The organism is Paenisporosarcina sp., from assembly GCF_057785155.1.
The window spans coordinates 162,421-181,672 of record NZ_JBYNRN010000012.1; the positions used below are offsets into that span (position 1 = coordinate 162,421).

20 protein-coding genes and 1 riboswitch are annotated in these 19,252 nt (G+C 36.7%); of the genes, 19 read left to right on the forward strand and 1 reads right to left on the reverse strand.

The features are described 5' to 3' along the window. The first annotated feature begins 234 nt into the window (after positions 1 to 234). The 4 genes from trxA to AC3EA5_RS04060 all read left to right on the forward strand — a co-directional run bounded on the left by trxA (position 235) and on the right by AC3EA5_RS04060 (position 4,368). On the forward strand, positions 235 to 549 hold the full coding sequence (gene trxA / locus AC3EA5_RS04045; RefSeq protein WP_394187558.1) for a thioredoxin: 315 nt from the start codon (positions 235 to 237) through the stop codon (positions 547 to 549). A gap of 53 nt (positions 550 to 602) precedes the next feature. After that, complete coding sequence (uvrC, locus tag AC3EA5_RS04050) at positions 603 to 2,393, forward strand: excinuclease ABC subunit UvrC (protein ID WP_488607529.1); 1,791 nt, start codon at positions 603 to 605, stop codon at positions 2,391 to 2,393. A gap of 42 nt (positions 2,394 to 2,435) precedes the next feature. Further along, a riboswitch (Lysine riboswitch) is annotated at positions 2,436 to 2,617 on the forward strand. 102 nt (positions 2,618 to 2,719) lie between these two features. Next, positions 2,720 to 3,943 (forward strand): aspartate kinase, encoded by a 1,224-nt coding sequence (locus AC3EA5_RS04055; RefSeq protein WP_488607177.1) that lies wholly within the window; start codon positions 2,720 to 2,722, stop codon positions 3,941 to 3,943. A 47-nt stretch (positions 3,944 to 3,990) separates the two neighbouring features. Then, entirely contained in the window at positions 3,991 to 4,368 is a 378-nt protein-coding gene (locus AC3EA5_RS04060; RefSeq protein WP_488607178.1) for a DnaJ family domain-containing protein, read from the forward strand. 40 nt (positions 4,369 to 4,408) lie between these two features. On the opposite strand, the gene AC3EA5_RS04065 is transcribed toward AC3EA5_RS04060, so the two are convergent. Beyond that, a complete protein-coding gene (locus tag AC3EA5_RS04065) occupies positions 4,409 to 4,825 on the reverse strand; it encodes a YslB family protein (RefSeq protein WP_488607179.1) in 417 nt (138 codons plus the stop codon). 274 nt (positions 4,826 to 5,099) lie between these two features. On the opposite strand from AC3EA5_RS04065, the gene AC3EA5_RS04070 reads away from it, so the two are divergent. The 15 genes from AC3EA5_RS04070 (at position 5,100) to clpX (ending at position 19,165) form a co-directional block, all read left to right on the forward strand. Then, positions 5,100 to 5,711: a succinate dehydrogenase cytochrome b558 subunit gene (locus AC3EA5_RS04070; RefSeq protein ID WP_394187563.1), complete on the forward strand. Its 612-nt coding sequence runs from the start codon at positions 5,100 to 5,102 to the stop codon at positions 5,709 to 5,711. A 57-nt stretch (positions 5,712 to 5,768) separates the two neighbouring features. Continuing rightward, positions 5,769 to 7,526 (forward strand): succinate dehydrogenase flavoprotein subunit, encoded by a 1,758-nt coding sequence (gene sdhA / locus AC3EA5_RS04075; RefSeq protein WP_488607180.1) that lies wholly within the window; start codon positions 5,769 to 5,771, stop codon positions 7,524 to 7,526. Positions 7,527 to 7,528: 2 nt separating this feature from the next. After that, positions 7,529 to 8,302: a succinate dehydrogenase iron-sulfur subunit gene (sdhB, locus tag AC3EA5_RS04080; RefSeq protein WP_394187565.1), complete on the forward strand. Its 774-nt coding sequence runs from the start codon at positions 7,529 to 7,531 to the stop codon at positions 8,300 to 8,302. Between the two features lie 452 nt (positions 8,303 to 8,754). Beyond that, positions 8,755 to 9,198 (forward strand): acyl-CoA thioesterase, encoded by a 444-nt coding sequence (locus tag AC3EA5_RS04085; RefSeq protein WP_394187566.1) that lies wholly within the window; start codon positions 8,755 to 8,757, stop codon positions 9,196 to 9,198. Between the two features lie 59 nt (positions 9,199 to 9,257). Continuing rightward, the gene (locus AC3EA5_RS04090) at positions 9,258 to 9,485 is read left to right on the forward strand and encodes a helix-turn-helix domain-containing protein (protein ID WP_394187567.1); all 228 of its coding nucleotides are present in this window, start codon (positions 9,258 to 9,260) and stop codon (positions 9,483 to 9,485) included. 76 nt (positions 9,486 to 9,561) lie between these two features. Next, positions 9,562 to 10,020, forward strand: coding sequence for a MarR family winged helix-turn-helix transcriptional regulator (locus AC3EA5_RS04095; protein WP_488607181.1), 459 nt, complete (start codon positions 9,562 to 9,564; stop codon positions 10,018 to 10,020). Positions 10,021 to 10,030: 10 nt separating this feature from the next. After that, positions 10,031 to 10,828 (forward strand): glutamate racemase, encoded by a 798-nt coding sequence (racE, locus tag AC3EA5_RS04100; protein ID WP_488607182.1) that lies wholly within the window; start codon positions 10,031 to 10,033, stop codon positions 10,826 to 10,828. 100 nt (positions 10,829 to 10,928) lie between these two features. Then, a complete protein-coding gene (rph, locus tag AC3EA5_RS04105) occupies positions 10,929 to 11,687 on the forward strand; it encodes a ribonuclease PH (RefSeq protein WP_488607530.1) in 759 nt (252 codons plus the stop codon). After that, entirely contained in the window at positions 11,684 to 12,280 is a 597-nt protein-coding gene (locus AC3EA5_RS04110) for an XTP/dITP diphosphatase (protein WP_488607183.1), read from the forward strand. The genes rph and AC3EA5_RS04110 overlap by 4 nt, the downstream gene beginning before the upstream one ends. Positions 12,281 to 12,293: 13 nt before the next feature. Beyond that, on the forward strand, positions 12,294 to 12,803 hold the full coding sequence (locus AC3EA5_RS04115; RefSeq protein WP_488607184.1) for a metallophosphoesterase: 510 nt from the start codon (positions 12,294 to 12,296) through the stop codon (positions 12,801 to 12,803). A 594-nt stretch (positions 12,804 to 13,397) separates the two neighbouring features. Next, positions 13,398 to 13,844, forward strand: coding sequence for a group I intron-associated PD-(D/E)XK endonuclease (locus tag AC3EA5_RS04120; protein ID WP_488607185.1), 447 nt, complete (start codon positions 13,398 to 13,400; stop codon positions 13,842 to 13,844). Positions 13,845 to 14,015: 171 nt separating this feature from the next. Then, the gene (locus tag AC3EA5_RS04125; protein ID WP_488607186.1) at positions 14,016 to 15,251 is read left to right on the forward strand and encodes an ATP-binding protein; all 1,236 of its coding nucleotides are present in this window, start codon (positions 14,016 to 14,018) and stop codon (positions 15,249 to 15,251) included. A gap of 60 nt (positions 15,252 to 15,311) precedes the next feature. After that, on the forward strand, positions 15,312 to 16,313 hold the full coding sequence (locus AC3EA5_RS04130; protein WP_488607187.1) for a tetratricopeptide repeat protein: 1,002 nt from the start codon (positions 15,312 to 15,314) through the stop codon (positions 16,311 to 16,313). A gap of 99 nt (positions 16,314 to 16,412) precedes the next feature. Beyond that, entirely contained in the window at positions 16,413 to 17,696 is a 1,284-nt protein-coding gene (gene tig, locus AC3EA5_RS04135; RefSeq protein WP_488607188.1) for a trigger factor, read from the forward strand. Positions 17,697 to 17,896: 200 nt separating this feature from the next. After that, positions 17,897 to 19,165 (forward strand): ATP-dependent protease ATP-binding subunit ClpX, encoded by a 1,269-nt coding sequence (gene clpX, locus AC3EA5_RS04140; RefSeq protein WP_488607189.1) that lies wholly within the window; start codon positions 17,897 to 17,899, stop codon positions 19,163 to 19,165. Positions 19,166 to 19,252: the final 87 nt, after the last annotated feature.

The window sequence follows — 19,252 nt, forward strand, 5'->3', positions numbered from 1 at the left end:
CGACCGCTGCAATGGAAATCAACAGTTTTCATGTGTACTACTAAACCTCTTATGAATATCTCTAGGGATTTAGAATTGCTTCTAAAATGAAAATTAAATCCGGAAGAATATAATATTTGTATGGTAACATTACGGAATTTTACACTCATTCAATTTCAAGCAAAAAATTCGCATGGATATTTGACGCATGATATACTACGTCTAGAGTTTGTATTTTTAAGGAGGAATTTTATTATGGCAATTGTACACGGAACAGATCAGAGTTTTTCAAATGAAATTTCAAACGGTTTAGTATTAGTAGATTTTTGGGCACCTTGGTGTGGGCCATGTAAAATGATCGCTCCAGTATTAGAAGAATTAGATGGTGAAATGAGCGAAACAGTGAAAATTGTCAAAGTAGACGTTGATGAAAATCAAGAAACAGCAAGCAACTTTGGAATTATGTCAATTCCTACATTAGTACTTTTTAAAGATGGGCAACCAGTTGATAAAGTAGTAGGTTTCCAACCAAAAGAAGCATTAGCTCAATTAGTACAAAAACACGCATAATACAAAAACCGGGAACCCTAAGGGCCCGGTTTTTTTTACAGGTGATGATAATGATAAATGAATTAATCGAACAAAAATGTTCTATCCTACCAGATCAACCAGGCTGTTATTTAATGAAAGACCGTCAAGGGACGATTATTTACGTTGGTAAAGCCAAAGTATTAAAAAATCGAGTCCGTTCTTATTTTACTGGGAGTCATGATGGTAAAACACAAAGACTAGTCAATGAAATAACTGATTTTGAATATATTGTGACTTCTTCTGATATCGAAGCACTGATTCTCGAATTAAATTTAATTAAAAAACATGATCCTAAATACAACATCATGTTAAAAGATGATAAAACGTATCCATATATTAAAATTACAGGCGAAAAACATCCGAAGCTAATCACTACAAGACAAGTTAAGAAAGACAAAGGTAAGTACTTCGGTCCTTATCCTAATGCCTATGCAGCAAGTGCTACTAAAAAGTTACTTGATCGCCTGTATCCGTTAAGAAAATGTCCAACACTACCCGATCGTGTATGTTTATATTATCACCTTGGGCAATGTTTAGCTCCTTGTGTTAAACCGATTGAGCAGGATTCTTATCGAGAAATTATCGATCAAATAACCAAGTTTTTAAATGGTGGATACCAACAAGTGAAAAAAGAGTTGACGGAGAAAATGTCCTCAGCTGCAGAAAACTTGGAATTTGAGCGGGCAAAAGAATATCGAGATCAAATTATGCATATCGAAACGGTAATGGAAAAACAAAAAATCACGACGAATGATTTTACGGATCGAGATATCTTTGGTTTTTCTGTCAATAAAGGATGGATGTGTGTTCAAGTTTTCTTTGTAAGACAAGGAAAGCTGATTGAACGTGATGTTTCCCTTTTTCCTTTGTACCAAGATCCAGATGATGAATTCCTAACGTTTTTAGGCCAGTTTTATGATAAACCACATCATATTTTGCCAAGAGAAATTTACGTTCCACAAAGTGTGGATTTAAATATGGTCAATCAACTTTTGAATGTGAAAGTGGCTTCACCAAGCCGAGGAAAGAAAAAAGAAATGATTGATTTAGCTACTAAAAATGCTGAAATTGCGCTAAAAGAAAAATTCCATTTAATCGAGCGTCAGGATCAGCGAACGATCGGTGCATGTGAGGAACTTGGAACAGCTATGAACATAGCGACACCTCTAAGAATCGAAGCTTTTGATAATTCACATATATATGGTGCTGACGCTGTATCAGCCATGGTTACATTTGTAGATGGTAGACCTTACAAAAAGGACTATCGAAAATACAAAACCAAAACGGCAGCCCGTCATGATGACTACGGCGCTATGCGTGAAGTCGTAAGAAGAAGATATACTCGAGTATTACAAGAGGGATTACCTCTTCCTGACTTAATCATTATCGATGGTGGGAAGGGACAAATGGAAATCGCCAGGGAAGTCATTGAAGACGAGCTTGGTTTGTCAATTCCTATTGCGGGTTTAGCAAAAGACACAAAACACCAAACTGCTTCGTTGTTGTATGGCAATCCAATTGAAATTATTCAATTGAAGCGAACAAGTGAAGCCTTTTATTTATTACAACGCATTCAAGATGAAGTTCATCGATTTGCGATTACTTTCCATAGACAACAACGTGGGAAAAACACCATTGCCTCTGCTCTTGATGGATTTGAAGGCATAGGTCCAAAACGCAAAAAAATGTTATTAAAACATTTTGGATCTGTTAAACGAATTAAAGAAGCATCAATTGAAGAACTTAAAGCGTCTGGCTTACCACAACAAATTGCAGAATCAGTATCGTCCTATTTTAAAAACGAGTCATTGTCAAATGAGTAATATTATGATATTGTAAACACACTGAAATTGAATCACTTGAAAAGTGATGATAGAGGCGCGAAAATCATTAGTACCCTGCTGGAGGATAGAACAGATCCTATGATTGCAGATGAAAGGGAAATTCGCCGAAGTTCGACAATCCTGTTTAAATTGTCGCGCTGGTTTTGCATTGAATAAATGCAAGATTGTCAGAATCTAATCGATTCTGGAGGGCTATCTCACATGGACGCTTCTTATGAACGTACATGATTAGAGACAGCTTTCTACGAAAAATCGTGGATAAGCTGTCTTTTTTTAGCTTCTTTGGATATAAGGGAGAGTTACTATTGAGTCGAATTGTTATGAAATTTGGTGGAACATCAGTAGGGAATACAGAAAGAATTCGAAATGTAGCACAACGTGTCATTCGTGAGACAGCTAAAGGACATGAGATAATAGTCGTCGTATCTGCTATGGGTAAAACAACGGATGAATTAGTTAAGTTAGCAAAGGATTTAGCATCTGAACCATCCAAGAGGGAAATGGATATGCTTCTTTCTACTGGAGAACAGGTAACGATATCATTATTAACGATGGCACTTAAACATATGGGGCAGGACGCGATTTCATATACAGGTTGGCAAGCTGGAATCGGTACGGAATCTATTCATTCGAATGCTCGAATTGAACATATCGATTCTACACGCATTGAACAATCGTTGCGTGATGGAAAAGTTGTAGTGGTTGCTGGTTTCCAAGGGATGGATTCATTTGGAGAGTTAACAACCTTAGGCAGAGGAGGATCTGATACAACTGCAGTAGCATTAGCTGCTTCTTTGAATGCTAAACAATGCGATATTTATACGGACGTTGATGGAATTTATACTTCCGATCCTCGTTATGTTGATCAAGCACGCAAATTATCCGAATTATCCTATGATGAAATGTTGGAACTAGCTAACTTAGGAGCGGGTGTTTTACACCCTCGCGCAGTTGAATTCGCGAAAAATTATGGTATTCCGCTTAGCGTCCGCTCAAGTTTATCTGACGAAGAAGGCACAATATTATTGGAGGAACCAACAATGGAAAAAAATCTAATTGTTCGTGGAGTTGCATTTGAAACAGAGATTGTGCGATTAACAATCGGTTATGAGATTCCTTTTAATGGATCACTGGCAAAGATATTTACGACGTTAGCAAAAAACCATATTAACGTAGATATTATTGTACAAAGTATCATGGAAGGGACACAACCAAGTGTTTCATTTTCCATCAAAAAAGAAGATTTCGCTGAATGTATTCAAGTGTTAGAAACAAATAAAGAAAACTTGGGATACCAATCTTCAAATTTTGAAATTGGATTAGCTAAAGTATCGATTGTTGGGTCCGGAATGGTTTCCAATCCAGGTGTAGCTGCCCAAATGTTTGATCGATTACGAATTGAAGGTATCCCAGTTAAAATGGTAAGCACGTCAGAGATTAAGGTATCTGTTGTAGTGCCAGAAGTGGATATGATTCGAGCAACTAAAGCTTTACATGATGAATTTGGTTTAGCTGCAATTCCTGTTTAATGGAATTTCATGGTATAATCAGTCCATATAGATCATGAGAGGCTGTGGTGAATTTGAACTGGCATATCGTGGAGGACTTAATAAAAAAAGCACAACGTGACGGTCAATTTGAAAATCTCCCTGGTGCAGGGAAACCCTTACCACCAGATGAGTTTGCTCATTATCCAGAGGATATTCGAGTGGTCATGCGCATTCTTAAAAATTCGGGGCATGATGATGAAGCTCAGTTCGTTAAAGAAGAAATGGGCGAATTACAACTACAAATGAAACGTGCAACTCATCAAGAGAAAACGGAGCTTGAGAAACAGTATAATCAAAAATTGACACAGATGAACCAGCTTTTATCGAAAAAAGGCATTCAAACAAATAGCAATGCATTTAAACAATATCAATCCCAAATTGATGCGAAGTTGAAGTGGGATTAAAAAACTGGCAAGACACCTTAAACGCGTGTCTTGCCAGTTTTTATATTGCTTCTTTTAAATCCCACTTCACATGGAAAAGAATCTGGTTTTTCTTTAGAGCCTTTTCTTCGTAACATTCAGTTAAGAATCCACCTAGTTTTTGTTGTTGCTGTGCGAGAAAGCCGGCTTCTAATTTAAAACAACGTTGTTGCATATTCAATAATTCAGCATCACCAGTTAATTCATAAAAAGCTTCGTCTTTATCCAATTTAACGAGACGAAGATCACCCCAACCAGCTTCCTTAAAAAAGCTAATCGCTTCATCCATAGAGAACATTTGAAATTTTCGAGCTAGTTCTTTACCCGACCAATATAATATATCCTCTTCATGTTTGCCTAAGATAGAAGCTAAAACATGATCTCTAATTAATTCGTACCCAAACGTAGGCATAGTTGTTTTTTCTTCATTTTCTGTCATAATCAATCCCGCTTTCATTGAATTTTCATTGGAAAAAATAATCGATTTTAGAATTTTCATTGAACAAGGCAGGATTTATTGTCAAAATTGAGCATATTTCTGCTTTTTTGAGTCGTGATTGTTCACGCACCTTGTCTTGACGCTCCTTTGTGTGAAGAGTACAATGGACATGTCATAATATTGTACCATGATGAAATATGCAGTCAATCTGCTTTCATAAATATGAAGGCAAATATTGGTCTGCCTATTTTAAGTACTAAGGGGGGTAACAGTCTTGTCGAAAGATCGTGAATTTTATTTGCGTCGATTGCATTCACTTGTTGGGATAATTCCAGTTGGTTTGTTTTTGGCACAACATTTAGTTGTTAACCATTTCGCAACTAAAGGAGCAGAATCATTTAACACAGCAGTTCACTTTATGGAAAGTTTACCATTCGTATTATTCTTGGAATGGTTTGTCATTTACATTCCACTAATGTTCCATGCGTTTTATGGTCTGTACATAGCTTTTACAGCGAAAAACAATCCACAACGTTATGGAACATTCCGAAACTGGATGTTTGTTTTACAACGAATTACCGGAATCATTCTTGTTGTGTTTATCGCATGGCATATATTTGAAACTAGATTCCAAAAGGCAATTGGTGCTCAAGAAGTTAACTTTAACATGATGGCTGATATTTTAGCGAGTCCATTAATGTTTGCATTTTACGTGATAGGTGTTGTATCTGCAACATTCCACTTAGCAAACGGAATATGGTCATTCTTAGTAAGCTGGGGTATCACTCAATCACCTACTTCACAACGAATTTCAACATATGTGACAATAGGTATCTTCTTAGCATTAACTGTAGTCGGCGTTCGAGCACTTCTTGCATTCGTGTAAAAAGTTAAATGAATTGAAAGCGCTTGACTACTACTAGAAAGAGGAGTGAGAAAAATCATGGCAAAAAGTAAATTGATTGTTGTCGGTGGCGGTTTAGCCGGTTTAATGGCAACAATTAAAGCGGCCGAAGAAGGCACGCCTGTAGAATTATTTTCTCTAGTTCCTGTTAAACGCTCACACTCTGTTTGTGCACAGGGCGGGATTAACGGAGCTGTAAATACAAAAGGGGAAGGTGACTCACCTGCAATTCACTTTGACGATACAGTATATGGTGGGGATTTCTTAGCAAACCAACCGCCTGTACAAGCAATGGCTGAAGCAGCACCTGGTATTATTCGTCTATTAGATCGTATGGGTGTAATGTTTAACCGTACACCTGAAGGTTTACTAGATTTCCGTCGTTTTGGTGGTACTATGCACCATCGTACGGCTTTTGCTGGAGCAACAACAGGTCAACAATTATTGTACGCACTTGACGAACAAGTTCGTCGTTATGAAGTAGATGGTCTTGTAACGAAGTATGAAGGATGGGAATTCCTTGGAGCTATTTTAGACGACGAAGGTGTTTGTCGTGGTGTAATGGCTCAAAACTTAACTTCTATGGAAATTCGTGCATTCCGCGGTGACGCTGTGATTATGGCTACTGGTGGACCTGGAATTATCTTTGGAAAATCAACGAACTCTGTAATCAATACAGGTTCTGCAGCATCAATCGTTTATCAACAAGGAGCTCATTATGCAAATGGTGAGTTCATTCAAATACATCCTACTGCTATCCCTGGTGATGACAAGCTTCGCTTAATGTCAGAATCAGCACGTGGTGAAGGTGGACGTATTTGGACATATAAAGACGGCAAACCATGGTATTTCTTAGAAGAAAAATATCCAGCGTATGGAAACTTAGTACCACGTGATATTGCGACTCGTGAAATTTTTGATGTTTGTGTTAATCAAAAACTTGGTGTAAACGGTGAAAACATGGTGTACTTGGATCTTTCACATAAAGATCCAAAAGAATTGGATATTAAACTTGGTGGAATCATTGAGATTTACGAGAAGTTCACAGGTGAAGATCCACGTAAACTTCCGATGAAAATTTTCCCGGCTGTTCACTATTCAATGGGTGGATTATGGGTTGATTATGATCAAATGACAAGCATTCCAGGATTATTTGCTGCTGGTGAATGTGATTACTCTCAGCATGGCGCAAACCGTCTTGGAGCAAACTCATTATTGTCTGCTATTTATGGCGGTATGGTCGCAGGACCAAATGCAGTTCACTACATGAGTGGTCTTAAAACTCGTGCAGAAGATATGCCTTCAACTATTTTTGATGCACATATTGCATCTGAACAACAAAAATGGGATGAAACAATGGCTTTAAATGGTACTGAAAATGCTTACGTCTTGCATAAAGAGCTTGGCGAATGGATGACAGATAACGTAACAGTTGTTCGTTATAACGACCGTTTAAAAGCAACAGATGAAAAAATTCAAGAATTACTTGAGCGTTATAATAATATCAATATCAATGACACGCAAAAATGGTCTAACCAAGGTGCTACATTTACGCGTCAGTTGAAAAATATGCTATACTTGGCTCGCGTAATTACATTGGGAGCTTTAAACCGTGATGAGAGTCGTGGTGCTCATTACAAACCAGATTTCCCAGAACGTAATGACGAGCAATTTATGAAGACTACAATGGCGAAATTCGACCCTGCGACAGGTGCTCCAATTTTCCATTATGAAGAGATCGATGTTTCCTTAATTCCACCACGTAAACGTGACTATTCAGCGAAAGGGGATCATTAATAATGGACGCAACAGCAACTAAGACCGTCGTTCTTGAGATCCTTCGCCAAGATTCTACTGATTCAACACCATATTGGGAAAAATTCGAGTTAAACTATCGTCCAAATATGAATGTCATTTCTGCATTAATGGAAATTCGTCGTAATCCAGTCAACGTTGATGGAAAACAAACGACTCCAGTTAACTGGGATATGAACTGTTTGGAAGAAGTTTGTGGTGCGTGTTCTATGGTCATTAATGGCCGTCCACGCCAATCATGTACGGCTCTTATCGACCAATTAGAGCAACCCGTTCGTTTAGAACCGATGAAAACATTCCCTGTAGTACGTGACTTAATCGTTGATCGTACAAGAATGTTCGATTCATTGAAACAAGTTAAAGCATGGGTTCCAATAGATGGTACGTATGATCTAGGTGAAGGTCCACGTATGCCAGAACGCAAACGTCAGTGGGCATATGAATTATCTAAATGTATGACTTGTGGTGTATGTTTGGAAGCTTGTCCAAATGTAAATAGTGGTTCTGATTTCATGGGACCAGCTCCATTATCACAAGTTCGTCTAATGAATGCACATCCAACTGGTGCTATGAATAAAGACGAACGATTGAATGCAATCATGGGTGAAGGTGGACTTGCTAACTGTGGTAACTCTCAAAACTGTGTAGTAGCTTGTCCAAAAGGAATTCCTTTAACAACTTCTATTGCAGCTCTTAACCGTGATACAACAGTTCAAATGTTTAAAAACTTCTTCGGAAGCGACCATATGGTTGACTAATATTCTAGCCTGCGAATTTAATCGCAGGCTTTTTTTTATGGGTTTGTTAATTGAGTCAATTTCAATATAATTTATTGAATCCGAACAAAGGTATATTTTGCTCCAAGCGGACGCTTTCCGTGAGCACTCCGTTATTCGAGAGAGTTATGTAAAATAACATTTGATACTTAATTTAAGCACGAACAATTAAATTGATTTTTTATGTTTTGTGTAGCGGAAGGTGGCGACTCCAGCGGGAATAGCAGGTCCATGTGAGACCCCGCAGAGAGCAAAGCGAATGAGGAGGCTCACGGACCGCCCGCGGAAAGCGTCCAACTGTAGCGAACCAATAGTAAGTAATTTATAAATATTTAAAAATTATTCTTATTAATTTCAGAAACTTGGAAGCTTTGATACAATAATAAAAACGAATGAATATTCATTCATATTATTAATCAAAGGGGTAATGAAAAATGAGAGCAACATATATCGAGGATTTCGAGCAATGGTCAAAAGAATTTACTTTTTCAGTGCCAGTTACGGTTAGATTTTCAGAAACAGATATGTATGGTCATTTAAATAATACCGTTAATTTTTCCTACTTTGAATATGCCAGAATTGAATATTTAAAACATGTTGGTTTAATGAATGATTGGTTGAATCCAAAAGGTTCGACAATACCTGTGGTTGCCGACTTGCAATGTGATTATGTGAGACAAGTGTTTTTTGATGAACAATTAAACATCCATGTAAAAGCAGCTTCTGTTGGATCATCTTCAGTAGATATTCACTATCATGCAACAAATTCAAAAGGGGAAACCTGTTTTGTTGGTAGAGGGACAATTGTTCAAATTAATAAGTCCACTGGGAAGGGTACCCCATGGTCAGAAGAAGAAAAAGTTCTTTTTACTAATTAGCCGTCACCGCTCACATCCTTTTTACATACGTTACAAGGAAGAGCGGATAGGAGGGGCGTATGTTGTCAGAAAGAGCGCATCATCGTTCATTGTTAACTGGTAGAGAACGTGAAATATTTCAATTGTTAGTGCGCGATTATTCAACCAAGGATATCTCTATTCAGTTGAAAATCAGCGAAAAAACGGTACGAAACCATATTTCGAATACGATTCAAAAACTCGGCGTCTCCGGCCGAGCACAAGCGATTTTAGAATTACTAAGACTTGGCGAGCTTGCTCTTGAATGAGTAAGTCTTGCCATTTTCACAAAAAGAAGTCACAATAAACATGTAACCAATCGTTTTCGGGGAGTGGACCATTTACATGACAGAACATATGACAAATACTGCACCAAATTCAGAACAAGTGGCTTTCTTAGAGAAAGAACTCCGTTATATATCAGGAATCATAAAGCAAAAAGGTCGAGAAATTCTTAGTAATTATACAATTACACCACCTCAGTTCATTGCACTGCAATGGCTGTTTGAACATGGAGATATGACGATCGGTGATTTATCGAATAAAATGTATTTAGCATTTAGCACAACAACTGATTTAGTAGATCGCATGGAAAAAAATCAACTGGTTCAACGAGTTCGTAATGAACAAGATCGCCGAGTTGTTCAAATTCACCTTTTAAAAGAAGGCGAACGAATTATTGAAGAAGTAATTGTTAAACGCCAAAATTATTTGCGTGAAGTTTTATCAGACTTTGACGAGCAAGAAGTGACACAATTATCAGCGTCGTTGAAAAAATTGCACCGTGAAATGAAAGAGGATTGAGGCGAATCGAGTGAATGCACCAATAGGTGTAATCGATTCAGGTGTAGGTGGTTTGACAGTTCTAAAAGAACTCATACATCGTTTGCCCAATGAACAATTCATTTATATTGGCGATACGGCAAGATGCCCATATGGTCCTCGTACTGCTCATGAAGTGAGAAAATTCACCTGGCAAATGGCAGAGGCCTTACAAAACCAATCTATTAAAATGCTTGTAGTTGCGTGCAATACTGCAACCGCTGTTGCACTTGAATCATTACAAAAAAACTGTCCTTTTCCTGTAGTAGGTGTTATTTTTCCTGGTGCCAGAGCCGCTATTAAAGCGACAACTCGTTCCGAAATTTGTATTTTAGGTACGACTGGTACGATTCGAAGTGGAGCTTATGAAGAGGCTATTAAATCATTATCATCCTCAAGTTCGATTGTTCCATTTGCATGCCCTGCATTTGTGCCATTAGTTGAAAGTGATGAATATGAAGGTGAATTTGCAAGGGATTTAGTGGCAAAGACACTTGAACCTTTAAAAAAAGCCTCCTTTGACACGTTGATATTAGGTTGTACGCATTATCCTTTACTTCAAAAGCATATTGAAGCAGCGGTGGGAAAGCATATTAAAGTTTTATCATCTGCTGAAGAAACAGCTGAAGATGTAATGGAATTGTTAACATATTACCACTTACATCAAGAAACACCATCAACAGAACCACATGTATTTTATACAACTGGTTCTATACCTATGTTCAAATCCATCGTTACAAAATGGCTTGAAATAGATGAGCCTAATATTCAATCCATTGAATTTAAATAAACCCGACGTTCCCATAAAAAGGAATGGTCGGGTTTTGGTTCGTTTAAGCAAAATGTGATACGATAAAGTTCGCGATAGTATTCGAGGAGGCAGTATGAAAATGAGAAATGATGGACGTATGAAAGAGCAAATTAGACCGGTTCAAATTGATACCGAGTATTTAGTGCACCCTGAAGGTTCTGTTCTAATTACAGTAGGACAAACTAAAGTAATATGTACAGCGACAGTTGAAGATCGTGTACCTCACTTTTTAAGAGGACAAGGAAAAGGATGGATTACAGCTGAGTACTCCATGTTACCTCGTGCAACTCATTCTAGAACCCAACGTGAAGCATCTAAAGGGAAAATCGGTGGACGTACAATGGAAATTCAGCGTCTCATTGGACGTGCGCTACGTTCAGTTGTTGATTTAGAAGCATTAGGTGAACGCACAGTGTGGATTGATTGTGATGTTATCCAAGCAGACGGTGGAACAAGAACCGCTTCAATTACGGGTGCTTTTGTTGCAATGACGATGGCTCTTGCTAAATTGCAAGATGCAAAACAACTGCCTTTATTTCCAGTAACGGACTTTTTAGCAGCAACAAGCGTAGGAATTGATGCTGAATTTGGTGCTATTTTAGATTTGAACTACTTAGAGGACTCTTCTGCTCAAGTAGATATGAACATCATTCAAACGGGATCAGGTAATTTTGTTGAATTACAAGGTACCGGTGAAGAATCAACGTTCACAAGACAACAATTAAATGAGTTACTCGATCTTGGTGATATCGGAATAAAAGAATTGATTGAACAACAAAAAGTTGCATTAGGTGAGATTTCTGAAAGACTGATCAACAGAATCGAATCTTTGTTATGAAAAAAGTCATTGTAGCAACGAAAAATAAAGGTAAAGCAAAAGATTTTGAAGCACTATTTCATCCATACGGATTTTCCGTGCTGACGTTGCACGATGTTGCTGACGATATGGATATTGAAGAGACTGGTGAAACGTTTCAAGAGAACGCCATTTTAAAAGCTGAGGCACTGTCACAACGTCTTAATATGTTTGTGATTGCAGATGATAGCGGATTAATAATTGACGCATTAAACGGTGCACCAGGCGTCTATTCTGCACGTTATGCAGGTGAATCAAAGAGCGATGATGCTAATATGGATAAAGTATTAGAAGAATTATCGAATATTGATGATCCTGGGCGAACAGCTCGGTTTTATTGTGCAATTGCATTAGCTGGTCCTGATTTCGAAACAAAAACCGTTTACGGAACGTGTGAAGGGGTAATTGCAAAAGAGAAAAAGGGTACGAATGGCTTTGGATACGATCCAATATTTTATGTACCTCAACTTGGGAAAATGATGGCAGAGCTTTCTGCTGAAGAAAAAGGGTCGATTTCCCATAGAGGAAATGCTATCAAGAAAATCCAAGCCGAATTGCCAAACTTATTTAAATAAGGAGGTAGCTTGTATGAAGATTTTAGTTATGTCTGATACGCATGGAGATTCTGATGTTATTGATGTAGTGAAGGAACATGTAGGTTCAGTTGACGCTGTTTTCCATTGTGGAGATAGTGAATTGGACATACATCATTCTTCATTGGAAGGAGTTCAAGTTGTATTAGGCAATTGCGATATGGATTCTTCTATGCCCATTGAAGTTACCACTACTATTAAGGGTACACATATTTTTATGACACATGGTCATCTTTTTCAAGTGAAGTCTACATTGATGTCATTAAATTATCGAGCACAAGAAATCAAGGCTCAACTCGTATTATTTGGCCATTCACATGTGCTTGGTGCCGAATTGATAAACGGCGTACTATTTGTCAATCCAGGGAGTTTAAAAGTTCCTAGAGGACGAAAAGAAAAGAGTTATGCAATCATTGAAAAGTCATCTTCCCAATGGGTAGTAACATTCTTTTCAGATACCCATTTAAAGTTAGAGTCGGTGAGTTTTTCATTAAATGAAAATTAACGTTGACTTTTGCCTGTAGCATTTCTATAATAAATATTGTCTTTCATTTCTGAAACGAAGTGAATTTGCACAAGTCTCAGTAGCTCAGCAGGATAGAGCAACGCCCTTCAATTTTATTAGGAGCCTTTACAGGGAAAGAGAACCTGTAAAGTGGACGACACTATATCGGTGAAACCTTAACAGATCATGCTGATGGCAATACCGAGGAAACTTACGCTTCATTTCAATGAAGAAGAGGCAATCCGAATAATTACGAAAGTAATGGTAGGAATGCTGAAAATCGTTTACACGACGTGAGGTTCCGTAGAGACTACACGTGTCGCACCTGCAATGGTGAAGATATAGTCCAGACTACAAACAATGTACATTGGTAGCGAAAGCTATAGTGGTAAGCTAAGGCGTCGGTCGGGGGTTCGAATCCCTCCTGGGACGTAAAGTTATAATGTGTGAAATAAAAAAAAACCTTTCAACTCTTTTGGGTTGAAAGGTTTTTATTTATACCCACTATTAAATCATCTCATCCCTTATATATTTGTCTATATTAATAAATTAGAATATAATTCAAAAAAATAATTTAATCTAAGGCGGTGTGCTATGTCTCATCCTACAAAAAACAAAGGTGATTTAGGTGTACTAAAAGCACAAGCAGATTTATGCATGAAGGGTTATTTAGTATTGATACCACTATCTGAGCATTCACCATTTGATTTAGTTGCTTATAAGGATAGGGACTTTCTCCGTATACAAGTTAAATTTAGAAGTTTAAATTCTAAGGGATTTCTATTTGTTAGGTTCAGTTCAGCCTATAGTACTTCTAAAGGCTGTTTTGAAAAGAAAATTGATAAACAGGAAGTAGATTTATACTGTGTATATTGCCCAGATACAGATCAGTGTTATTATTTTGATCCAAGTCAATTTAACAGTTCTGTAAATCTAAGAATAAATAAGTCACTGAATAAACAAAGTAAGAATATTCATTTCGCCTCTGACTTCTGCGACATTCCGTTAAAAAATAATAATATCAGTAAGGATTTTGGTTAAGGTAGGTAAACTACTCATTTTCAAACTGCTAATTTCTAAATAAAAAAACAAAATTGAAATTAATTTTATTCTCATTTTTTTCAGAAGAAATCGTTGACTAGTTCAGAATGTATGTACTTAATTTTTATTCTTCCTTTTATCAGGTGAATATAGAACTTTGGAGGAATGAATATGTTAGAAAGCATCTTAATAAATATTTTATTTTTAATCTTTCCTATTTTAATTTTTGTTATCTTTTTTGATAGTCGGCGTCACTTTTATAATCAAACCTTTCTCGTCTTATTTTCAACAATATCAATGATTTTGTGTATGATTTATCCGATTAAACTTGAAATCGGTTTTATTTTCGATTTACGTTATATTCCGTTTATTATCGTTGCCCTTTACGGAGGGTATCAAAAAGTGATTCCTCTTTATATGGTGTTAAATTTGTATCGATTTGTGATAGGCGGCGATGGGATATGGCAATCATTTTTATTTTCGACAGTAATCCTCTTAGTCATTCCGTTCTTCCATCGAAGATTCTTAAAAGCAAATACGAAGAAAAGAATATATATGGCGGTCTCAGCTGCCCTATTTACGATGATTCTTTATTTAACGACATTAAGTACATTTTTTGAAGAATTAACTAGAGAGTATTGGACACTTGCGACATACTCTCTTATAACACATATCATTATTATTTCCTTAAATGTATTGATGATTGAAAAAGTCATCTCAAATATTAATAATCGGGAAAGTTTTCTTCACACGGAACGATTACATGTCATGAGTGAATTGTCAGCAAGTGTGTCTCATGAGATTCGAAATCCATTGACTGTAACGAATGGTTTTCTTCAATTGTTAAAAGAATCTAAAACGATCTCAGCTGACGAAAAAGTATTTATTGATTATTCCTTAATCGAATTAGAACGCGCCGAAAAGATAGTAAGTGATTTCTTAAGCTATGGCAAACCACAATCTGAAAATATGGTTAACAGCAATCTAAAAGAAGATATGGAATATGTATTAAATATTCTAGGTCCATATGCAAATATGAATCAAGTGAACTTTGATTTTCGGTTTTCGAATACGTTAACGAAGAAATACGATCAAAATCAAATACAACAAAGTATGATTAATGTAATTAAGAATGGAATCGAATCAATGAAAGAAACCGGGGGGACACTACTCATCACGGTGACTGAAGAACAGCGAGCAATTGTCATACAAGTTCAAGATCATGGTGTGGGCATGACTTCGGATGAAATTTTAGAATTAGGTAAACCCTATTATTCTACGAAAACTGAAGGCACGGGTCTCGGTATGTTGATGGTTTATGGAACGATTAGCAAGTTGAAAGGCAAAATTGAGGTAGTCAGCGAAAAGCATAAGGGAACAACTTTTATTATCACATTACCTGTTTAGTATGCGTATGCTTTTCTCGTTTTGTGCTACTATATACACAAGAGAAAGGCGGTCATTACATTGCGTAAAAAGCATGGAAAAATTCAAAAACATCAAAATGTAATCGTCTTTCCAGGGATGGTGGACCGATTAATTTCTGATGGCCTTAAGCACGCTGAAGATTTTCAATATGATTTAGCGGTTAAATCAATACGGCAAGCGTTAACTTACCGTGAAGCAGACGAACAGACACTTGGTGTCTTTGCATATTCTTTATATGAAACACGGGAATTTGAAGAAGCAAAAGTGATTTGTGAAGAATTGCTAAAAATTGGACCCACATATTACTTTGAAACGGTTGAATTATATGTCACTATCTTAATGGAGTTGCGTGAATTTGAAAAAATGGAAGAGATTTTATCTGCAGTGATTGATGAAGCGCCAATTCCTGCTGATAAACTTGAAAAATTTGAGCAACTGCTTGAACTTGGGAATAAACTCGCTAAACAAAAGAATAATGAATTTTTATCTGACCTTCCAAAAACACATGTCATTGATACAACCTTATTTGAAATACATACGTTTAGTCGATTTTCTGAAGACAAACAACAACAGCTTTTAGTGGAGCTAGAGGGATCAGATTTAACTCAAGTCGAGGAAGAACTAGTAGCGATTGTGGAACATGATTTATTATCCCCAATTACCAAGTCTTTTGCCTTGCTGTTGATGGTGCACGCTAATATGGACCGAGAAATGACCATAGAAAAATTTGGACGCTCAGCTGCCATCAACCCGAAATTGTTATCTGATCCAGCAGAAACAACAGTGGTTCTTGACGTTTTAAAACTGGTGAAGGATAGACTTGTTCAGAATCCTTCTAAGTTAGAAATGGTAGAGGATCTGATTTTACGTCATTCGTTTGCTACTTATCCTTTTGACTGGTTTGAACATGGTGCAGATGAGGTTGGGAATATGTATATTGATTATGTTAGTGGTATGCTAGGTGAAGATGTTTCATTTGAAGGGAAGCTTTACGATTTTATTATAAAAATTGATATCCTTTTTGAATTGCGTGAGATGTGAAATAAGTTGAAAGTATGCACATGTGTGCTATACTAGAATGGTTGTCAAAATCATAGATAAGCATGAAATTCGCTGAATAAAACGATGGAGGTTGAATATATGTCTGCAAAATGGGAAAAACAAGAAGGTAATACAGGTATTCTAACAATTGAGGTACCTGCTGAAAAAGTTAACGAAGGTTTAGACAAAGCATTTAAAAAGGTTGTAAAAGAAATTAATGTTCCTGGTTTCCGTAAAGGGAAAATGCCTCGCCAAATGTTTGAAAAACGCTTTGGTGTTGAGTCTTTATATCAAGATGCTTTAGATTTCATCCTTCCAGATGCATATGCTAATGCAATTGATGAAGCGGGAATCGATCCTGTTGATCGTCCTGAAATCGATATCGAGACTATGGAAAAAGGTCAAAACTTAGTATTCACAGCTAAAGTAACGGTTAAGCCTGAAGTTACTCTAGGTGATTACAAAGGTCTTGAAGTAACTCAAGAATCTGCTGAAGTTACGGATGAAGAAATTGAAGCTCAATTAAAAGAGCAACAAACTCGTCTTGCAGAATTAGTAATTAAAGAAGACGAAGCAATCGTTAATGGTGATACAGCTGTTATCGATTTCGAAGGATTCTTAGGAGAAGAAGCATTTGAAGGTGGAGCTGGTGAAGATCACTCACTAGAAATCGGTTCTGGTTCATTTATTCCTGGATTTGAAGAGCAATTAATCGGATCTAAATCAGGAGACCAAAAAGACGTTGTTGTCACTTTCCCTGAAGAGTACCATGCAGCAGAGCTTGCAGGTAAAGAAGCTACTTTCAAAGTAACTGTGAAAGAAGTTAAAGGAAAAGAACTTCCTGAATTAAATGATGATTTTGCTAAAGAAATGGACAGCGAAGTTGAAGGTATTGACGCACTTCGTACGAAATTAAAAGAGAAAACAGCTGCTGACAAAAAATTAGCTGCTGATTCATCTCTACGTGATCAGTTAGTTGAAAAAGCTGCTGAAAACGCGACAATCGATATTCCTGAAGCAATGATTAATTCAGAAACAGACCGTATGTTAAATGACTTTGGTCAACGTTTACAATCTCAAGGTATGAATTTAGATTTATACTACCAATTCTCTGGTCAAGACGAAAATGCTCTTCGCACACAAATGCAAGAGGATGCAGCTAAGCGTGTTCGCGTTTCATTAACACTAGAAGCAATCGCTGCAGCTGAAAACTTCGAAGTTTCTGAATCAGATGTAAATGCTGAATTAGAGAAAATGGCTGAACAATTCAACATGCCAGTAGATCAAATTCGCACTGCACTTGGTGGAACTGAAGCTTTAGAAAATGACCTACGTATGCAAAAAACAGTTGAATTTTTAGTTGAAAACGCTAAAATTTCATAATTATAAGAATCATAAGTTATACTGAAACAAGGCGCGGACATTTAGCCCGTGCCTTGTTTTGCACATACATAGAAATGAATATGATTGAGACAATAGAAGGAATAGCGATGAAAACAAATTGATTAAGTTTTCGTCAATCTTATTAGTTGATTCCCGTTATAGAATCTTGTAAGATTGTTGCTTGAATAGGGGTGAATATTTTGTTCAAATTTAATGATGAAAAAGGGAATTTAAAGTGTTCCTTCTGTGGAAAATCCCAAGAACAAGTTCGTAAATTGGTCGCTGGACCAGGTGTATATATTTGCGATGAATGTATAGAATTATGTACAGAAATCGTTGAGGAAGAGCTAGGTACAGAAGAAGAAACAGAATTTAAAGAAGTGCCTAAGCCAAAAGAAATCATGTCTATATTAGATGAATATGTAATCGGACAAGATAAAGCTAAAAAATCATTAGCTGTTGCAGTTTACAATCACTATAAGCGTATTAACTCAAACAGTAAAATTGATGATGTAGAACTTTCGAAATCGAATATTGTCATCATTGGACCTACTGGTAGTGGTAAAACGTTATTGGCGCAAACTCTTGCACGTATACTTAATGTTCCATTTGCTATCGCAGATGCAACCTCATTAACTGAAGCTGGTTATGTTGGCGAAGATGTTGAAAATATTTTACTTAAATTAATCCAATCTGCCGATTATGATGTTGAAAAAGCAGAAAAAGGAATTATTTATATTGATGAAATTGATAAGGTTGCACGTAAATCTGAAAATCCATCGATTACTCGTGATGTTTCAGGGGAAGGTGTTCAACAAGCCTTATTGAAAATCCTAGAAGGAACAGTAGCAAGTGTACCTCCTCAAGGTGGACGTAAACATCCTCATCAAGAATTTATTCAAATTGACACAACCAATATCTTATTTATCGTTGGTGGAGCATTTGATGGAATTGATCAAATCATAAAACGTCGTTTGGGCCAAAAAATTATTGGTTTTGGAGCAGATCCAAATAAAAAAGAAATTGAAGATGCGTCTTTATTATCTTCATTAATCCCCGAAGATTTATTGAAATTCGGATTAATTCCTGAATTCATCGGCCGTTTACCAGTTTTGGCTAATTTAGAACAGTTAAATGAGAATGCATTAATTCAAATTTTAACTGAACCTAAAAATGCTTTGGTAAAACAATATCAAAAAATGATTGAATTGGATGATGTGAAATTAACATTTGAAGATGATGCATTACTTGAAATTGCTAAACTTGCGATTGATCGTAAAACTGGTGCACGTGGACTTCGTTCTATTATCGAATCCTTAATGTTAGATGTAATGTTTGAATTACCTTCACGTGAAGATATTGTCGAATGTGTCGTTACGAAAGAGACTGTTACTGACAATGCACAGCCTAAATTAATTTTAGCTGACGGTACAGTTTTAAATCAGGATAATAAAAAAACTTCAGCATAAAATAAGCTGATACAGATAAGCTGGCTTCGAGCATGCGTGTGCATACGCGTAAATCGGATGTCAGCTTTTTCTTCCATATGTTTGATT